At 67.2% G+C, this 17,774-nt stretch carries 15 protein-coding genes; 9 read left to right on the forward strand and 6 right to left on the reverse strand.

The window, feature by feature from the left end:
* The 4 genes from ACYJSS_RS10970 to choX form a co-directional block, all read right to left on the reverse strand.
* Entirely contained in the window at positions 1 to 480 is a 480-nt protein-coding gene (locus ACYJSS_RS10970) for a thioesterase family protein (protein WP_111259610.1), read from the reverse strand.
* Between the two features lie 73 nt (positions 481 to 553).
* On the reverse strand, positions 554 to 1,519 hold the full coding sequence (locus tag ACYJSS_RS10975; RefSeq protein WP_236205477.1) for an L-carnitine dehydrogenase: 966 nt from the start codon (positions 1,517 to 1,519) through the stop codon (positions 554 to 556).
* Positions 1,520 to 1,581: 62 nt separating this feature from the next.
* Positions 1,582 to 2,469: a beta-keto acid cleavage family enzyme gene (locus tag ACYJSS_RS10980; RefSeq protein WP_236208552.1), complete on the reverse strand. Its 888-nt coding sequence runs from the start codon at positions 2,467 to 2,469 to the stop codon at positions 1,582 to 1,584.
* 91 nt (positions 2,470 to 2,560) lie between these two features.
* On the reverse strand, positions 2,561 to 3,499 hold the full coding sequence (choX, locus tag ACYJSS_RS10985; protein ID WP_236205479.1) for a choline ABC transporter substrate-binding protein: 939 nt from the start codon (positions 3,497 to 3,499) through the stop codon (positions 2,561 to 2,563).
* Between the two features lie 239 nt (positions 3,500 to 3,738).
* Between choX and ACYJSS_RS10990 the strand changes: the two genes are divergently transcribed.
* From ACYJSS_RS10990 to ACYJSS_RS11025, 8 genes are all read left to right on the forward strand, one after another.
* Positions 3,739 to 4,749, forward strand: coding sequence for a GlxA family transcriptional regulator (locus ACYJSS_RS10990; RefSeq protein WP_236205480.1), 1,011 nt, complete (start codon positions 3,739 to 3,741; stop codon positions 4,747 to 4,749).
* Positions 4,750 to 4,967: 218 nt separating this feature from the next.
* Entirely contained in the window at positions 4,968 to 5,945 is a 978-nt protein-coding gene (locus tag ACYJSS_RS10995; RefSeq protein ID WP_111259616.1) for a dipeptidase, read from the forward strand.
* A gap of 139 nt (positions 5,946 to 6,084) precedes the next feature.
* The gene (locus ACYJSS_RS11000; RefSeq protein WP_111259617.1) at positions 6,085 to 6,615 is read left to right on the forward strand and encodes a 4-vinyl reductase; all 531 of its coding nucleotides are present in this window, start codon (positions 6,085 to 6,087) and stop codon (positions 6,613 to 6,615) included.
* Positions 6,616 to 6,631: 16 nt separating this feature from the next.
* A complete protein-coding gene (gene dgcA / locus ACYJSS_RS11005; RefSeq protein WP_459479877.1) occupies positions 6,632 to 8,692 on the forward strand; it encodes a dimethylglycine demethylation protein DgcA in 2,061 nt (686 codons plus the stop codon).
* 111 nt (positions 8,693 to 8,803) lie between these two features.
* Entirely contained in the window at positions 8,804 to 10,768 is a 1,965-nt protein-coding gene (gene dgcB, locus ACYJSS_RS11010; RefSeq protein WP_236205481.1) for a dimethylglycine demethylation protein DgcB, read from the forward strand.
* Between the two features lie 46 nt (positions 10,769 to 10,814).
* Positions 10,815 to 12,047 (forward strand): electron transfer flavoprotein subunit alpha, encoded by a 1,233-nt coding sequence (etfA, locus tag ACYJSS_RS11015; RefSeq protein ID WP_111259620.1) that lies wholly within the window; start codon positions 10,815 to 10,817, stop codon positions 12,045 to 12,047.
* The gene (gene etfB, locus ACYJSS_RS11020; RefSeq protein WP_111259621.1) at positions 12,037 to 12,816 is read left to right on the forward strand and encodes an electron transfer flavoprotein subunit beta; all 780 of its coding nucleotides are present in this window, start codon (positions 12,037 to 12,039) and stop codon (positions 12,814 to 12,816) included. Before etfA ends, etfB begins: the two co-directional genes overlap by 11 nt.
* 31 nt (positions 12,817 to 12,847) lie before the next feature.
* Positions 12,848 to 13,093, forward strand: coding sequence for a hypothetical protein (locus ACYJSS_RS11025; protein WP_111259622.1), 246 nt, complete (start codon positions 12,848 to 12,850; stop codon positions 13,091 to 13,093).
* 246 nt (positions 13,094 to 13,339) lie between these two features.
* Here ACYJSS_RS11025 and gbdR read toward each other — a convergent pair whose 3' ends face one another.
* Complete coding sequence (gbdR, locus tag ACYJSS_RS11030; RefSeq protein WP_111259623.1) at positions 13,340 to 14,440, reverse strand: choline metabolism transcriptional regulator GbdR; 1,101 nt, start codon at positions 14,438 to 14,440, stop codon at positions 13,340 to 13,342.
* 415 nt (positions 14,441 to 14,855) lie between these two features.
* On the reverse strand, positions 14,856 to 16,232 hold the full coding sequence (locus tag ACYJSS_RS11035) for an L-serine ammonia-lyase (protein ID WP_236205482.1): 1,377 nt from the start codon (positions 16,230 to 16,232) through the stop codon (positions 14,856 to 14,858).
* A 269-nt stretch (positions 16,233 to 16,501) separates the two neighbouring features.
* Here ACYJSS_RS11035 and ACYJSS_RS11040 point away from each other — a divergent pair, with 269 nt between their 5' ends.
* Positions 16,502 to 17,440: a choline ABC transporter substrate-binding protein gene (locus tag ACYJSS_RS11040; protein WP_173174932.1), complete on the forward strand. Its 939-nt coding sequence runs from the start codon at positions 16,502 to 16,504 to the stop codon at positions 17,438 to 17,440.
* The last annotated feature ends 334 nt before the right edge of the window (positions 17,441 to 17,774 follow it).

Here is a 17,774-nt window from a genome sequence, read left to right on the forward strand (position 1 = left end):
TCAGCGTGCGGGTGGCAAGCCGATGACCCGCGCGACATGCACCGGCAGTGGCAACTGCCGGTGCGCCTCCAGCAGCCCCGCTACACGCCCGGCCACCGCTTCGGCGAAGGGCGCCGATCGCGCGCTCTCGCTCTCCACGTTCATCAGCATCTGCTCACTGGCCGCCAGCAGCTCATCGCCGCCGGGGTAGTACAACCCATGGTGGATGTGCAATCGCTTGGCATCGCTGGCCAATACCTGGGTGCGCACTTCCACATGCGCGCCCTGCTTCACCTCGGCGAGGTAGTTGAGGTGGCATTCCAGGGTATAGAGCGTATGCCCGGCCGCAGCCCTCCCCGCCTCGTCGAGGCCGATACGCTCCATCAGCGCATCGGTGGCGTAGCTGAAGATCAGCAGGTAGAAGGCGTCGCGCAGGTGGCCGTTGTAGTCCACCCACTCGGCGGGGATGAGGGTGCTGTAGGTGGTCAGGGCATGGCTCATGGGGCGGTTCCTGGCGATAGGCCCTCCCCGTGAGGGAAGGACCATTGGCTAAGGTCGGGAAGCGGTTGGCGCGTCAGTCGGCGAAGGCGAAGCCGTGCTTCTCCTTGGTCGCCTTCACCGCGTCCAGCACCGCCAGCAGGCAGTCATCACGATAGCGCTCCAGTTCGGCGATGCTGCGCGAGCCCTGCTGCTCGGTGGTGCCTTCCACCACGCTGTCGATCAGCGCCTCGGTCAGCTCCGGAGCCGGCAGGTAGGTCCAGGGCAACTGCAGCGCCGGGCCGAACTGCGCCATGAAGTGGCGCATGCCCGCGTTGCCGCCGGCCAGGGTGTAGGTGAGGAAGGTGCCCATGAAGGACCAGCGCAACCCTGCGCCGAAGCGGATCGCATCGTCGATCTCGCCCGTGCTGGCCACGCCGTCATTGACCAGGTGCAGCGCCTCGCGCCACAGCGCTTCCAGCAGGCGGTCGGCGATGAAGCCCGGCACCTCCTTGCGCACGTGCAGCGGGCGCATGCCCAGTGCGGTGTAGATCTGGATCGCCGCCTGCACGGCTTCGGGCGCGGTCTTCTCGCCCCCCACCACCTCCACCAGCGGCAACAGGTAGACCGGGTTGAACGGGTGGCCCACCACGCAGCGCTCCGGGTGCACGGCGTCGGCGTAGAACTCGCTGGGCAGCAGCCCCGACGTGCTGGAGCCGATGATCGCCTCCGGGCGCGCCGCCGCGCTGATGCGGGCATGCAGGTCGAGCTTCAGGTCGAGCCGCTCGGGCGCGCTTTCCTGGATGAAGTCGGCACCGCGCACGCATTCCTCGACCGTCTCGACGAAGCGCAGCCGCTCCGGGGAGGCGCCGGGCGCCAGCCCCTGCTGCCGCAGCGCCGGCCAGGCGTTGGCGATGCGCGCACGCAGGGCGGCCTCGGCACCGGGCGCCGGGTCCCAGGCGACGACGTCGAGGCCGTGGGCCAGCGCGCGGGCGACCCAGCCGCTGCCGATGACGCCGCTGCCAAGAGCGGCGAAGGTCTTGATGTGGGTGATGAAGGCCATGGTGGCTCCTGGTCCTGTGTCCGATAGGGGGCCCGGGGTGAAGTCCGGGCCAGGGAGAAATGTCAGCCGCGACGCTTGAGGTTCATCTTCTCGCGGCCCTCGGCCGGGCTCAGGGCGCGGCCGCCGAGGCGTTCGATGATCTCCACCGCGCGCTCCACCAACTGGCCGTTGCTGGCGTGCACGCCACGGTCCAGCCAGATGTTGTCCTCCAGCCCGACACGCACGTTGCCGCCCAGCAACATGGCCTGGGCCACCATCGGCATCTGCGAGCGGCCGATGCCGAAGCCGGCCCAGGTGGCGCCCGACGGCAGGTTGTCGGCCATGGCCTTCATGGTGGTGGTGTCCGCCGGCGCGCCCCAGGGGATGCCCAGGCAGATCTGGAACAGCGGGTCGTCCAGCAACCCTTCCTTGAGCATCTGCTTGGCGAACCACAGGTGGCCGGTGTCGAAGATTTCCAGTTCGGCCTTCACGCCCAGTTCGGTGATGCGCCTGGCGCCGGCGCGAAGTTGCGCCGGGGTGGAGACGTAGATGAAATCGCCATCGCCGAAATTCAGCGTGCCGCAGTCCAGGGTGCAGATCTCCGGCAACAGCTCCTCGACATGCTTGAGCCGCTCCAGCGGGCCCACCAGGTCGGTGCCGGCGCCGAACTCCAGGGGCTGCTCGCCCTTGCCGATCTCCAGGTCGCCGCCCATGCCGGCGGTGAGGTTGATGATCACGTCGGTGTCGCTTTCGCGGATGCGCTCCACCACCTCGCGATAGAGCGCCACGTCGCGGCTGGGCTTGCCGGTGCGTGGGTCGCGCACGTGGCAGTGGGCGACCGTGGCGCCGGCCTTGGCCGCCTCGATGGCGGCCGCGGCGATCTCCTTCGGCGTGACCGGGATGGCCGGGTGCTTGCCGACGGTATCGCCGGCGCCGGTTACCGCACAGGTGACGATGACTTCATGGTTCACGGTTGCAACATCCTTTCTCGGGGCGATCGGGTGCCGTGCGCGGCGGGCCGCGCACGGGCGTGGGTCGATGACTGCGGTGAAGCGTCGGGACTTACTTGAGCGAGGCGATGACCGTCTCGGCGCCGTCCTTGCCGTCGAAGGTGGTCACCCCGGCCAGCCAGCTCCTGACCACCTCGGGGTTGGCCTTGAGCCAGTCGCGGGCGACCTTGGCCGGCGCTTCGCGCTCCATGATCGGCTGCATCAGGCGGCTCTCCTGCTCGCTGGAAAAGCGCAGGTTGGTGAGCAGGCGATCGGCGTTGGGGCAGCGCTGGGCGAAGTCCGGCGCGGTGACGGTGGAGACCGTGGCGGCGCCGTCGTTGGGGCCGAACACGTCATTGCTGCCGGTGAGGTAGGTGATCGGCATCTGGATGTTCATCGGGTGCGGCTTCCAGCCGAAGAACACCACCGGCTTGTGGTTCTTCACCGCGCGCGATACGGCGGTGAGCATCGCCGCCTCGCTGGACTCCACCAGCTTGAAGCCGCCGAGGCCGAACTGGTTCTCGTCGATCATCTTCTTGATCGCCGTGTTGGCGCCGGAGCCCGACTCGATGCCGTAGATCTTGCCGCCCAGCTGGTCCTTGTAGCGGGCGATGTCGGCGAAGGTCCTGAGCCCCTCCTCCGCCGTGTAGGTAGGCACGGCCAGCACCGCCACGGCGTCGTCCAGGGACGGCTGCGGCGCCACCTTGACCGAGGCGCTGTCGAGGAAGGGCTGGATGTTGTCATCCATGATCGGCTTCCAGTAGCCGAGGAACACGTCCACCTGCTTCTTCTGGATGCCGGCGAAGATGATCTGCTGCGACGCCTGGGTCTGGGTGGTTTCGTAGCCGAGGCCGGCCAGCAGCTCGGAAGCCACGGCGGTGGTCGCGACCACGTCGGTCCAGCCGACCGCGCCGATGCGGATCTTCTGGCAACTGGCGTCGTCCGCCGCCATCAGGGTGGAACTGAACAGGGTGAGAAGACAGCAACCCGCGAATGCGTTGAGACCTTTCATCGAATGCTCCCCTACAGCCATACGGTTATCGGGCCGCGTGGCCCGTCTGTTGTTGTGCCGGGGCCAGTCACGCCCCGCCGTTCGCGGGCCCTGTTGCACCCGTGGCAGCCAGATTACGCAGCGCACCCAGGGGCAAATCGAACTAAAACGACCGAATGTTGAACGGGAACGACCACCTGCATTGCCTTGCGCCGCGTCCTGCCTTCTAGTGTGGCGACGCCTTCGCGAGGACGCCTGCCATGCCCCAGACCCTGTGGTTCCTCCTGCTGCCCGGTTTCTCCATGATGGGCCTGATGTCCGCCATCGAACCCCTGCGCGTGGCCAACCGTTTTCGCGGCGAGCTCTACCGCTGGCGCCTGCTGAGCCTGGAAGGCGGCCCGGTGGAAGGCAGCAACGGCATGTCGCTGAACGTCGACGCCGCGCTGGAACGCCCCGGTGCCGGCGACTGCCTGTTCGTGGTCGCCGGCTTCGAGCCGCTGGCCAGCTACACGCCCCGCCTGGCCCACTGGCTCAAGCGCGCCGACCTCGACGGCGCCACCCTGGGTGGCATCGATACCGGCAGCTTCGTCCTCGCCGAGGCGGGCCTCTTCGCCCGCCAGCGCCTGACCCTGCACTGGGAAGCCATCGAAGCCTTCCAGGAACGCTACCCCGGCCTGCTGCCGACCCAGGAGCTGTTCGAGATCGACGGCCGCCGCATCACCAGCGCCGGCGGCACCGCCACCCTCGACCTGATGCTCACCCTGATCGGCCGCGACCACGGCGACGAGCTGGCGGTGGAGGTATCCGAGCAATTCGTCCTCGGCCGCATCCGCACCCATCAGGACCACCAGCGCATGCAGATCACCCGCCGCTACGGCGTGCACAACCGCAAGCTGGTGCAGGTGATCGGCGAGATGGAGCGCCACTGCGAACTACCCCTGGGCTCCTGTGAGCTGGCCGCCCTGGTGGGCGTCACCCCGCGCCAGCTGGAGCGGCTGTTCCGCCTGCACCTGGACGACACGCCATCGGGCTTCTACCTGGCCCTGCGCCTGGAGAAGGCCCGCCAGCTGCTGCGCCAGACCGACATGAGCGTGCTGGAGATCGGCGTCGCCTGCGGCTTCGAGTCCTCCTCCTACTTCTCCCGCTGCTACCGCAACCGCTTCGCCGCCTGTCCCAGCCAGGACCGCCACGAACACCCCGCCGGCGAAGGGACTACGCCCGGCACGCGCATGCGGGATCACGCACGATCGCCATCAGATCAAAGAGCTTGAGCACAGATCGCTTGCATTTCCACCCCATGCCGTTGACGCACCGATACCTGTCGGCCGGCGGTGCCGCCCACCCGGCTTGTCCATCCACGACCCCGCATTGACGCTTTCGGCAATCCCCCCGTCGCTTTTGCGCGATAGCGCCGAAAGCCCCGGCGATATGCTCGGTTCAAAGCGCCGGCAGAAGATTCGGCGCACCAAGAATCAAAGGGGACAGCCTGATGAGCCCAGCCGAACTGCACGCCGACAGCATCGTCATCGATGGCCTGATCATCGCCAAGTGGAACCGCGAACTCTTCGAGGACATGCGCAAGGGCGGCCTGACTGCGGCCAACTGCACCGTTTCCGTTTGGGAGGGCTTCCAGGCCACGGTCAACAACATCGCCGCCAGCCAGAAACTGATCCGCGAGAACAGCGACCTGGTGATGCCCGTGCGTACCACGGCCGATATCCGCAAGGCCAAGGAACAGGGCAAGACCGGCATCCTTTTCGGCTTTCAGAACGCCCACGCGTTCGAGGACCAGATCGGCTACGTGGAGGTGTTCAAGCAGCTCGGCGTGGGCATCGTGCAGATGTGCTACAACACCCAGAACCTCGTGGGTACCGGCTGCTACGAGCGCGATGGCGGGCTCTCCGGCTTCGGTCGCGAGATCGTCGCCGAGATGAACCGCGTCGGCGTCATGTGCGACCTCTCCCACGTCGGCTCCAAGACCTCCGAGGAAGTCATCCTCGAATCGAAGAAGCCGGTCTGCTACTCCCACTGCCTGCCCTCCGGCCTCAAGCAACACCCGCGCAACAAATCCGACGAGGAACTGAAGTTCATCGCCGACCACGGCGGCTTCGTCGGCGTGACCATGTTCGCGCCGTTCCTGGCCAAGGGCATCGACTCCACCATCGACGACTACGCCGAAGCCATCGAGTACGTGATGAACATCGTCGGCGAGGACGCCATCGGCATCGGCACCGACTTCACCCAGGGCCACGGCCAGGACTTCTTCGAATACCTGACCCACGACAAGGGCTACGCCCGCCGCCTGACCAACTTCGGCAAGATCATCAACCCGCTGGGCATCCGCACCGTGGGCGAATTCCCCAACCTCACCGAAACCCTGCTGGGGCGCGGCCACAGCGAACGCGTGGTGCGCAAGATCATGGGCGAGAACTGGGTGAATGTCCTCAAGGACGTCTGGGGCGAATGACGCCGGCCCGAACCGAACACGAACGTAGGGTGGATGACGCTCTTTTCATCCACCAGCCCACCGCGCGGTGGCTCATCTCTGCGGCGGATGACTGAAGCGCCATCCGCCCGATACCTGAACTGAATTCGGAGTTATCCACATGGCCAAACACGCCCCCGAACTGCCCATCGAAGTCGACAGCGAGACCGGCGTCTGGACCACCGACGCGCTGCCCATGCTCTATGTGCCGCGCCACTTCTTCGTCAACAACCACATCGGCATCGAAGAGGTGCTGGGTGCCGACGCCTATGCCGAGATCCTCTACAAGGCCGGCTACAAGTCCGCCTGGCACTGGTGCGAGAAGGAAGCCGAATGCCACGGCCTGGAAGGCGTGGCGGTGTTCGAGCACTACATGAAGCGCCTGTCCCAGCGCGGCTGGGGCCTGTTCAAGATCCAGGACATCGACCTCGACAAGGGCACCGCCAGCGTCAAGCTCGAGCACTCCGCCTTCGTCTACGTCTACGGCAAGGTCGGGCGCAAGGTCGACTACATGTTCACCGGCTGGTTCGCCGGGGCCATGGACCAGATTCTCCAGGCGCGCGGCAGCAGCATCCGCACCGTCGCCGAGCAGGTCTACAGCGGCTCGGAAGAAGGCCACGACGATGGCCTGTTCATCGTGAAACCCCTCTGAGGCGAGGCACGGCATCATGGCGTTCGAAGCAATGTTCCAGCCGATCCAGATCGGCAAACTGACCATCCGCAACCGCGTGCTCAGTACCGCCCACGCCGAAGTCATCGCCACCGATGGCGGCATGACCACCGAGCGCTACGTGAAGTACTACGAGGAGAAGGCCAAGGGCGGCATCGGCCTGGCCATCTGCGGCGGCTCGTCGGTGGTGTCCAGCGACAGCCCGCAGCAATGGTGGAGCTCGGTGAACCTGTCCACCGACCGCATCATCCCGCACTTCCAGAACCTCGCCGACGCCATGCACAAGCACGGCGCCAAGATCATGATCCAGATAACCCACATGGGCCGACGCTCGCGCTGGGACGGCTACAACTGGCCGACCCTGATGTCGCCGTCGGGCATCCGCGAGCCCGTGCACCGTGCCACCTGCAAGACCATCGAGGTGGAAGAGATCTGGCGCGTCATCGGTGACTTCGCCCAGGCCGCGCGCCGCGCCAAGGCCGGCGGGCTGGACGGCGTCGAGCTCTCCGCCGTGCACCAGCACATGATCGACCAGTTCTGGAGCCCACGCGTCAACAAGCGCACCGACGAATGGGGCGGCACCTTCGAAGGCCGCATGAAGTTCGGCCTGGAAGTGCTCAAGGCCGTGCGCGAGGAAGTCGGCCCCGACTTCTGCGTGGGCCTGCGCATCTCCGGCGACGAGTTCCACCCCGACGGCCTGTCCCACGAGGACATGAAGCAGATCGCCAAGTACTACTGCGACACCGGCATGCTCGACTTCATCGGCGTGGTCGGCTCCGGCGCCGACACCCACAACACCCTGGCCAACGTCATCCCCAACATGAGCTTCCCGCCGGAGCCCTTCCTGCACCTGGCGGCCGGCATCAAGGAAGTGGTCAACGTCCCGGTGCTGCACGCACAGAACATCAAGGACCCGAACCAGGCCACGCGCATCCTCGAGGGCGGCTACGTGGACATGGTCGGCATGACCCGCGCGCACATCGCCGACCCGCACCTGATCGCCAAGATCAAGATGGGCCAGGTGGACCAGATCAAGCAGTGCGTCGGCGCCAACTACTGCATCGACCGCCAGTACCAGGGCCTGGACGTGCTGTGCATCCAGAACGCCGCCACCACCCGCGAGTACATGGGCCTGCCGCATATCATCGAGAAGACCACCGGCGTAAAACGCAAGGTGGTCGTCGTCGGCGGCGGCCCCGCCGGCATGGAAGCGGCCCGCGTGGCGGCCGAGCGCGGCCACGACGTGACCCTGCTGGAGAAGAAGGACCAGCTCGGCGGCCAGATCAGCATCGCCGCCAAGGCCCCGCAGCGCGACCAGATCGCCGGCATCACCCGCTGGTACCAGCTGGAGATCGCCCGCCTCGGCGTCGACCTGCGCCTGGGCACCGCTGCCGACACCGACACCATCCTCGACCTCAAGCCCGACATCGTGGTGCTGGCCAACGGCGGCCATCCCTTCATCGAGCAGAACGAGCACTGGGGCGCGGCAGAAGGCCTGGTGGTCAGCGCCTGGGACATCCTCGAAGGCAAGGTGGAGCCCGGCAAGAACGTGCTGGTCTACGACACCATCTGCGAGTTCGGCGGCATGTCGGCGGCGGACTACCTCTCCGAGAAAGGCGCCCAGGTGGAGATCGTCACCGACGACACCAAGCCCGGCGTCGCCATGGGTGGCACCACCTTCCCCACCTACTACCGCAGCATGTACCCCAAGGACGTGATCATGACCGGCGACCTGATGCTGGAGAAGGTCTACCGCGAGGGCGACAAGGTGGTGGCCGTGCTGGAGAACGAATACACCGGCGCCCGCGAGGAGCGCGTGGTCGACCAGATCGTCATCGAGAATGGCGTGCGCCCTGACGAGAGCCTGTACTACGCACTCAAGCAAGGCTCGCGCAACAAGGGCCAGATCGACGTCGATGCGCTGTTCGAGATCAGGCCGCAACCCTGCCTGTGCGAACCCGGCGACGGCTACCTGCTGTTCCGCATCGGCGACTGCGGCGCCCCGCGCAACGTGCACGCGGCGATCTACGACGCCCTGCGGTTGTGCAAGGACTTTTAAAAGCAGCCACAAGCGGCAAGAGGTAAGCCGCAAGCAGGAGCCGGAGCGGGACTCGGCTCTTGCTTGCAGCTTGAAGCTTGTCGCTTGCCGCTGCGGCCAAGGTGGTTATCCATGTTGAGCACATTGCTTCCGATCCTTCTTTTCACCGCCCTGGCACTGGCCGTACTCGGCTCCGCCAAGCGCTTCCTCATGTGGCGCCGAGGCCGCCCGTCGCAGGTCGACTGGCTCGGCGGGCTGATGAAGATGCCGCGCCGCTACCTGGTGGACCTGCACCACGTGGTCGAGCGCGACACGTACATGTCCAGGACCCACGTCGCCACGGCCGGCGGCTTCGTCCTGGCGGCGCTGCTGGCCATCCTGGTTCACGGTTTCGGGCTGCACAGCCGCATCCTCGGCTTCGCCCTGCTGGGTGCCACCGCGCTGATGTTCGTCGGCGCCCTGTTCGTCGCCAAGCGCCGCCTCGACCCGCCCTCGCGGCTGTCGAAAGGCCCGTGGATGCGCCTGCCCAAGAGCCTGCTGATGTTCGCCGCGAGCTTCTTCATCGCCACCCTGCCGGTGGCCGGCATCCTCCCCGCCGGCTTCGGTGGCTGGTTCCTCGCGGCGATTCTCGCCGTCGGCGTGGCCTGGGGCGTGTCCGAGCTGTTCTTCGGCATGACCTGGGGCGGGCCGATGAAGCACGCCTTCGCCGGTGCCCTGCACCTGGCCTGGCACCGCCGCGCCGAACGCTTTGGTGGCGGCCGCTCCACCGGCCTCAAGGCCCTGGACCTGGCCGACCCGAGCGCCCCCCTGGGCGTGGAGAAACCCACCGACTTCACCTGGAACCAGCTGCTCGGCTTCGACGCCTGCGTACAGTGCGGCAAGTGCGAGGCCATGTGCCCGGCCTTCGCCGCCGGCCAGCCGCTGAACCCGAAGAAGCTGATCCAGGACATGGTCATCGGCCTGGCCGGCGGCAATGACGCCAACTTCGCCGGCAGCCCCTACCCAGGCAAGCCCCTGGGCGAACACAGCGGCGGCCCGCACCAGCCCATCGTTGCCCTGCAGGGCAAGGCCCTGGTAGACGCCGAGACGCTCTGGTCCTGCACCACCTGCCGCGCCTGCGTCGAGGAGTGCCCGATGATGATCGAGCACGTCGACGCCATCGTCGACATGCGCCGCCACCTCACCCTGGAAAAGGGCGCCACCCCGAACAAGGGCGCCGAGGTGCTGGAAAACCTCATCGCCACCGACAACCCCGGCGGCTTCGCCCCCGGCGGGCGGCTCAACTGGGCGGCCGACCTGAACTTGCCACTGATGAGCGAGAAGAAGCAGGCCGACGTGCTGTTCTGGGTCGGCGACGGCGCCTTCGACATGCGCAACCAGCGCACCCTGCGCGCCTTCGTGAAGGTGCTCAAGGCCGCCAACGTCGACTTCGCCGTACTCGGCCTGGAAGAGCGCGACAGCGGCGACGTGGCCCGTCGCCTGGGTGACGAAGCCACCTTCCAGCAGCTCGCTCGACGCAACATCGCCACCCTGGCCAAGTACCGCTTCACGCGCATCGTCAGCTGCGACCCCCACAGCTTCCACGTGCTGAAGAACGAATACGGCGAGCTCGGCGGCCACTACCAGGTCCTGCACCACAGCACCTTCATCGACGAACTGGTGTGCAGCGGCATGCTGAAGCTCGGCCGGAGCAAGGCCGGCAGCGTGACCTACCACGACCCCTGCTACCTCGGCCGCTACAACGGCGAGTACGAAGCCCCGCGTGCCGTGCTCAAGGCCATCGGCATCGAGGTGAAGGAAATGCAACGCTCCGGTTTCCGCTCCCGCTGCTGCGGCGGCGGTGGCGGCGCGCCGATCACCGACATCCCCGGCAAGCAGCGCATCCCCGACATGCGCATGGTGGACATCAAGGAGACCGGTGCCGAAGTGGTGGCCGTGGGCTGCCCGCAGTGCACCGCGATGCTCGAAGGCGTGGTCGCCCCGCGCCCGGAGATCAAGGACATCGCCGAGCTGGTCGCCGAAGTGCTCATCGAAGCACCGGTGGAAGCCAGGAAGCCGGCGGCGGCCAAGCGTGAAGACGTGGCGGAGGTGCATTGATGAAGTGCCGTTGCCGCCAGCGCCCCCCTCGGACGGAGACTCAACGATGAGCGACATCATCCGCCGCGACCCGCGCGCCGAGCGTATCGCCCGCAACCGCCTGCACCCGCTGCACGCCACGTTGCAGCAACAGGGCCAGACCACCTGGATGGGGCCCAACGGCGTCATCCGCAAGAACCCCCATGCCATCGCCGCCGGCTTCATCGGTCCCGCCGGCATCAAGCGCATCGACCGCAGCGGCGCCCAGCAAGGCACCACCAGCAAGCGCAGTGGCGCCAGCGAGGCCGTGCAGGTGCCGCTGCACCTGGTGGTGCAACCGGCCTTCTACATCGCCGTGGTGCCGGACATGGTCGGCGGCCGCCTCGGCAGCCACGACAAGGACCTGCTCGGCCTGGCCAACAGGCTCGCCGGGCCGGACGGTGCGGTGGTCGCGGTGCTGTTCGGCGAGGACAAGGAAACCGCCTTCGACAACGCCGGTGTCGACCGCATCCTGCGCATCCAGGGCGAGGCCTTCGACGGCTACGCGCCGGAAGCGCGGGTGCTGGCCCTGAGCGCCGTGGAAAGCCAGCTGGCCCCGCGCCACTGGCTGTTGCCCGACAGCCGCAGCGGTGGCGGCGAGCTGGGCCGGCGCCTGGCCGCCAAGCTCGGCGAACGTCCGGCCACCCGCGTCTGGCAAGTGGACGGCGAGCAGTGCAGCGGCCGTGCCGGGGCCGGTCGCGAGGACCTGGTGCGCGCCACGCCACGGCTGATCCTGGCCGCCGCCGAATGCGCCGAGCCGGTCAGCGAGACCCGCCACGAAGCCCGCCCCATCGAACTGCAAGCCAACATCGCCCGCAGCCTGCCGCGCATCGAGGACCTCGGCGCGGTGGCCGTGGACCCGGCGCAGATCCCCATGGCCGAGGCCGAGTTCATCCTCTCCGGCGGCAACGGCGTGAAGGACTGGGCGCTGTTCCACGAGGCCGCCAGGGTCCTGGGCGCCACCGAAGGCGCCTCGCGCGTTGCGGTGGACGACGGCCACATGCCGCGCAACCGCCAGGTCGGCGCCACCGGCACCTGGGTCACCGCGCGGGTGTACCTGGCCGTGGGTATCTCGGGCGCCATCCAGCACCTGCAGGGCATCGGCGCCTGCGACAAGGTGGTGGCGGTGAACATGGACCCGGGCTGCGACATGATCAAACGCGCCGACCTCTCGGTGATCGGCGACTCCGGCGCCATCCTCGCCGCGCTGATCGAACGGATCACCGCTTACCGTCAGGGGGGCGCACGCGATGCTGCATGACGAACTGAACATCATCACCCTGGTCTCCGTCGGCGCTCACCCGACTTCCGGTCGCGCCCGGCGTGCGGAGCAGGACGCCCGCGCCGTCGAGCTGGGCCTACGCCTGGGCGGTGATCGCCTGCAGGTGCTGCACGCCGGCAACCCGCGCGAGGAAGCCCTGCGCGCCTACCTGGGCATGGGCCTGGCGGAAATCGCCGTGCTCGAACAGCCCGCCCAGGCTGACGCCCTGCCGGCACTGGCGGAGTACCTCGCCGACGCCGGCGCGCACCTCGTGCTCACCGGCAGCCAGGCGGAAACCGGCGAAGGCTCGGGGATGCTGCCCTTCCTGCTGGCCGAGAAGCTCGGCTGGCCGCTGGTGGTCGGGCTCGCGGAAGTGGAGAAGGTGGAGAACGGCGTGGCCCAGGTGCTGCAGGCCCTGCCCCGTGGCCAGCGACGCCGGCTGCGGGTGCGCCTGCCGCTCCTCGCCAGCGTCGACAACGCCGCCCCGGTGGCGCGCCAGAGTGCCTTCGGCCCGGCCCGGCGCGGCACGCTCGAGGCCTGCGACGTCGAGGTGGTTGAAGACACGCTGCTGGCCGAGGCACGCTTGCAACCGGCCCGGCCGAGGCCCAAGCGGCTCAAGGTGATCAAGGCCAAGACCGGCGCCGAGCGGATGAAGGCGGCCACGGCCAAGGCTTCCGGCGGGGGCGGCAAGGTGCTCAAGGACCTGTCGCCAGCCGAGGGTGCCGAGGCTATCTTCAAGCTGTTGATGGAAGAAGGAGTGCTGCGCTGACGCGCAGCCCGATGACCGGAGGAGACAGGCCATGATGCATGCCGATCTGATCGACCAGGAAGACTTCCGCGAGCGCCTGGTGGCGCTGGGGCTGGCCATTCCCTCGGGGGTGAGCGCCGAACAGGCCTGCGAGCACGCCGTGAGCGGCCTCAGCCCCGAACGCGCCGTGGCCCTGCGGCGCCTGGTGGAGGAGCTGCTGGGCGGCAGCGCCACCCTGCTGCCCAACGTGCGCGAGGCCATTTCCCGCACCCTGTTGCCGGCGCTGGTACCACGCTGATCCACCTGCAACGAAAAAGGGCGCCGATGGCGCCCTTTTTCATGCACGGAACCCATGCACAACGCCCCGTAGGATGGCGTAGAGCGAAGCGAAACCCATCACTCTCCGGCACTGAAATGACCCTGGCGCGGGCCGGCAGCATGGGTTTCACGGAGCTCGCGGAACGCCGCCCGACTCATCCTACGAATTGCGCCCGGAACTGGCCTCCGGGGTGAAAGGGGCCGCAAAGCGGCCCCGGGGAGTGCTTTACAAGCGCACGCTGGCGAAGGTGGACTCACCCTGGGCACGGGTGAGGGCCGCCATGGCGGTGGAGGACGAGGGGCGCATCAGGTCCTCGGGCATGGGCACCAGCGCCACCACGTTGGCGTTCTGGTTGGCGCGCTCGTCACGCGGCGGAATGCCGAAGTACTCGCGGTAGCACTTGGAGAAATGCGGCGTGGAGACGAAGCCGCACACCGAGGCCACTTCGATGATCGACATGGCGGTCTGCTTGAGCAGCTGGCGCGCACGGATCAGGCGCAGCTTCAGGTAGTAGCGCGAGGGCGAGCAGTGCAGGTATTTCTGGAACAGCCGCTCGAGCTGGCGGCGCGACACGTCGACGTAGCAGGCCAGCTCGTCGAGATCGATGGGCTCCTCCAGGTTGGCCTCCATCAGCGCCACGATTTCCTGCAGCTTCGGCTGGTTGGTGCCGAGCATGTGCTTGAGCGGCACGCGCTGGTGGTCCTGCTCGTTGCGGATGCGTTCGTAGATGAACATCTCGGAGATCGCCGCCGCCAGTTCGCGGCCATGCTCGCGGGCGATCAGGTGCAGCATCATGTCCATCGGCGCGGTGCCGCCGGACGAGGTGTTGCGATTGCGGTCGATGGAGAACAGGCGCGTGGTGATGGCGGCGCGGGGGAAGGCCTCCTGCATCGCCGCCAGGCATTCCCAGTGCACGCTGCAGTCGTAGCCGTCGAGCAGCCCGGCCTTGGCCAGCGCCCAGCTGCCGGTGCACACGGCGCCGAGCTGGCGCCCCTGGCGGGCTTGCGATTGCAGCCACTGCAGGTGTTCGCGGGTGACGCTGTGCTGGATGTCGACACCGCCGCAGACGATCACCGCGTCCAGTGCCGGGGCGTTCTCCAGGCTGGCGTCGGGGGTGATCTGCAGGCCGTCGCTGGCGCTCACCGGCAGGCCGCTCTGGGTCAGGGTGAACCAGCGGTACAGCTCCTTGCCGGAGAGCTGGTTGGCCATGCGCAGCGGCTCCACCGCAGAGGCCAGGGAGATCAGGGTGAAGTTGTCCAGCAGCAGGAAGCCGATGGATTGGGGAGCGCGGTTCTGGGGCTGGGAGCCCTGGTTGGACTGTGACATCTGAAAACCCTCACGCTAAACACGCTGTGAACCTTCGTTGCGAGGTTCTCTTCTTATGGTTCTGGTACGGCGACTGACCCAGATGAGTTGCCCCTGATACGAGGCAAAGGTCATGCCTAAATTGTTCGCGCGTTCAATAAAAATGCACAAGCGCATCCAAACCCCATGCCAGCGGGGCTAGGCGAGAGCGACAGAAACATTCTGTTAGCGACCGCCAGGCCGCGTGGTTCGCGGGCTCTGGGGCATTAGGTAGCACCTGCTGGCGGTGCCGTTGTCACCCCGCTACATCCGGGAATACCGGGCGTAACAGACGAGCGGCAGCGTGAGTGACCAATCGGTCACGCCGGGTTCGCATCGCATCCCCGGGCATCGCACCAAAAGCTGGCAGGCGGACGCACGGGGGAGCGAAAGCGGGTCAGCATTCGATGGCGCTGACGGCCAGGCCGCCACGCGAGGTTTCCTTGTACTTGTCGTGCATGTCCGCGCCGGTGTCACGCATGGTGCGGATCACCCGGTCGAGGGAAATGAAGTGCTCGCCATCGCCACGCAGGGCCATCTGTGCGGCGTTGATGGCCTTCACCGCGGCGATGGCGTTGCGCTCGATGCAGGGCACCTGCACCAGCCCGCCCACCGGGTCGCAGGTCAGCCCGAGGTTGTGCTCCAGGCCGATCTCGGCGGCGTTCTCCAGTTGCTCCGGGGTGGCGCCGAGCACTTCGGCCAGGCCGGCGGCGGCCATGGCGCAGGCCGAGCCGACCTCGCCCTGGCAGCCGACCTCGGCGCCGGAGATGGACGCATTCTTCTTGCACAGGATGCCTACCGCAGCGGCCCCGAGCAGGTAGTTCACCACGTCGTCGTCGGAGGCTTCCGGATTGAACTTCATGTAGTAGTGCAGCACCGCCGGGATGATGCCTGCCGCGCCATTGGTGGGCGCGGTGACCATGCGCCCGCCGGCGGCGTTCTCCTCGTTCACCGCCAGGGCGAACAGGTTGACCCACTCCATGGCACTCATGGTCGAGCCGATGACGTTGGGCTTGCCCAGCTCCAGCAGGCTGCGGTGCAGCCGCGCGGCGCGGCGCCGGACATTGAGCCCGCCGGGCAGGATGCCTTCCTGGCTCAGGCCGTTTTCCACGCATTCGCGCATGGCCGCCCACAGGCGCAGCAGGCCGCTGCGGATGTCCGCCTCGCTGCGCCAGGCCTTCTCGTTGGCCAGCATCAGTTCGGAGACGCGCAGGCCGTGGCGCTTGCACAGGCGCAGCAGCTCTTCGGCACTGGAGAAGTCGTAGGGCAGCCGGGTGTGGTCCTGGTCGAGCTGGCCGGCGGCGGCCTGCTCGGCGTCGACGACGAAACCGCCGCCGACCGAATAGTAGGTATCGCGGTGCAGCTCGCCGCTCTCGCCGAAGGCCACCAGGGTCATGGCGTTGGGGTGATACGGCAGGTTCTCGTCGAGCAGGCGCATGTCGCGCTGCCAGTCGAAGGGCACCGGCAGGCGACCATCGAGCGGCAGGATCCCGCTGGCGAGCAGCTCGGCGATGCGCGGGGCGATCTGCCTGGGGTCGATGCGGTCCGGCCACTCGCCCATCAGCCCCATGACCACGGCGCGATCGGTGCCGTGGCCGACCCCGGTGGCGGAGAGCGAGCCGTAGAGGTTCACCTCCAGGCGCGTCACCCGCTCCAGCAACTGCCGCTCACGCAAGGCGCCGACGAAGAGCACGGCTGCCCGCATGGGGCCGACGGTGTGGGAGCTGGAGGGACCGATCCCGATCTTGAACAGGTCGAACACGCTGATGGCCACGATGGTCTCCGCGAGAGGTGGTGGGGCTTGGGCCACATGATCGGCATTTCCGGACGCCCCCGCCGCCCCACACCGACCCGCTCGTGTCCAAATACGTCGCGGCGACGCACAGGCGAAAAAAGCGACAGTACCTTTCTGCTTGCGACCTGCTTCGTAGAAGCAGGCGCGACTTCGTCACATGATCCGGGCGCACCCGCACCGGCCAGCAGCAGTCCGTTCGCCGCGCGGACAGGCGATCGCCCACCCTCGACACTGCTGTGGAAGTCCCCATGAACCCATTGATCAACCGGTTCCTGGCCGTAGCGCTCTGCACCCCGCTGCTGGCCCAGGCCGTAGAACCGGAATCCTGCAAGACCGTCCGTTTCGCCGATGTCGGCTGGACCGACATCACCGCCACCACCGCCGTCACCCGCTATGTGCTGACCGAGCTGGGCTACAGCACGCAGGTCAAGCGCCTCTCGGTGCCCGACACCTACAAGGCGCTGTCGGAGAAGAAGATCGACGTGTTCCTCGGCAACTGGATGCCGAGCATGGAGAACGACATCAAGCCGTACCGCGAGAACGGCTCGGTCGACACCCTGGGCGCCAACCTCAAGGGCGCCAAGTACACCCTGGCGGTGAACCAGGCGGCCTATGACGGGGGCCTGAAGAGCTTCGCCGACCTGGCCCGGTTCAAGAACGAGCTGGGTGGGAAACTCTACGGGATCGAGCCCGGCAACGACGGCAACAAGCTGATCCAGAAGATGATCGACGACAAGGCGTTCGGCCTCGCCGACTTCAAGCTGGTGGAGTCCAGCGAGAGCGGCATGCTGTCCCAGGTCAAGCGCGCCGAGCACCTCAAGCAGTGGGTGGTGTTCCTGGGCTGGGAGCCGCACCCGATGAACAACCAGTTCCAGATGCACTACCTGGCCGGAGGCGACGACTATTTCGGCCCCGACTTCGGTGGTGCCACCGTCTACACCAACACCCGAGCCGGCCTGGCCAAGGAATGCCCGAACCTGGGGAGGCTGCTCGGCAACCTGCAGTTCAGCCTGGAAATGGAAAACCACCTGATGGGGGCGATCCTCAACCAGAGCACCAATCGCCGGCGCGAGGCCAAGGCCTGGCTCAAGGCGCATCCCGAGCAACTGGAGAAGTGGCTCGATGGCGTCACCACCCGTGACGGGAAAATGGCGAATGCCGCTCTGGGGCTCGCCGCAGCGCCATGAATTTCGCTTTTTCGCGATTGCGCTGAAGCCCCCGGCAGCTCTTGCCTATGGCCATGTCAACCCCTGAAACCCGCGCCCTGCGCGGGTTCCAGCATTTCTATCCGGTGAGAAAATTCTGTTATGGTTTTTTTCGGCAACCGACCTGGTGTCGTCGCCCAACACGTCAGAGTCGTAAACCGACAATTGCCCGGCCACCGAGGCTATATCGTTGACTCAGCCGATTTCGTCGCTGTCGCTTCAAGCCAGAACTGACAGACCGGGGCCCTCAGCCCCGGACCGAAGAACAGAAAACGGCGGAGCCCCCTGTGACAGGCTTCCGCCCTACAAGAAATTT

The organism is Pseudomonas sp. No.21 (assembly GCF_054558415.1).

Bases quoted from the DNA above. Each gene is read 5' to 3' on its own strand.
- ACYJSS_RS10995 (WP_111259616.1), top strand. From the start codon at position 4,968: ATGAGCCCAGCCGAACTGCACGCCGACAGCATCGTCATCGATGGCCTG.
- ACYJSS_RS11000 (WP_111259617.1), top strand. From the start codon at position 6,085: ATGGCCAAACACGCCCCCGAACTGCCCATCGAAGTCGACAGCGAGACC.
- ACYJSS_RS10970 (WP_111259610.1), bottom strand. From the start codon at position 480: ATGAGCCATGCCCTGACCACCTACAGCACCCTCATCCCCGCCGAGTGG.
- choX (WP_236205479.1), bottom strand. From the start codon at position 3,499: ATGAAAGGTCTCAACGCATTCGCGGGTTGCTGTCTTCTCACCCTGTTC.
- gbdR (WP_111259623.1), bottom strand. From the start codon at position 14,440: ATGTCACAGTCCAACCAGGGCTCCCAGCCCCAGAACCGCGCTCCCCAA.
- dgcA (WP_459479877.1), top strand. From the start codon at position 6,632: ATGGCGTTCGAAGCAATGTTCCAGCCGATCCAGATCGGCAAACTGACC.
- etfA (WP_111259620.1), top strand. From the start codon at position 10,815: ATGAGCGACATCATCCGCCGCGACCCGCGCGCCGAGCGTATCGCCCGC.
- ACYJSS_RS10990 (WP_236205480.1), top strand. From the start codon at position 3,739: ATGCCCCAGACCCTGTGGTTCCTCCTGCTGCCCGGTTTCTCCATGATG.
- ACYJSS_RS11025 (WP_111259622.1), top strand. From the start codon at position 12,848: ATGATGCATGCCGATCTGATCGACCAGGAAGACTTCCGCGAGCGCCTG.
- ACYJSS_RS11040 (WP_173174932.1), top strand. From the start codon at position 16,502: ATGAACCCATTGATCAACCGGTTCCTGGCCGTAGCGCTCTGCACCCCG.
- etfB (WP_111259621.1), top strand. From the start codon at position 12,037: ATGCTGCATGACGAACTGAACATCATCACCCTGGTCTCCGTCGGCGCT.
- dgcB (WP_236205481.1), top strand. From the start codon at position 8,804: ATGTTGAGCACATTGCTTCCGATCCTTCTTTTCACCGCCCTGGCACTG.
- ACYJSS_RS10975 (WP_236205477.1), bottom strand. From the start codon at position 1,519: ATGGCCTTCATCACCCACATCAAGACCTTCGCCGCTCTTGGCAGCGGC.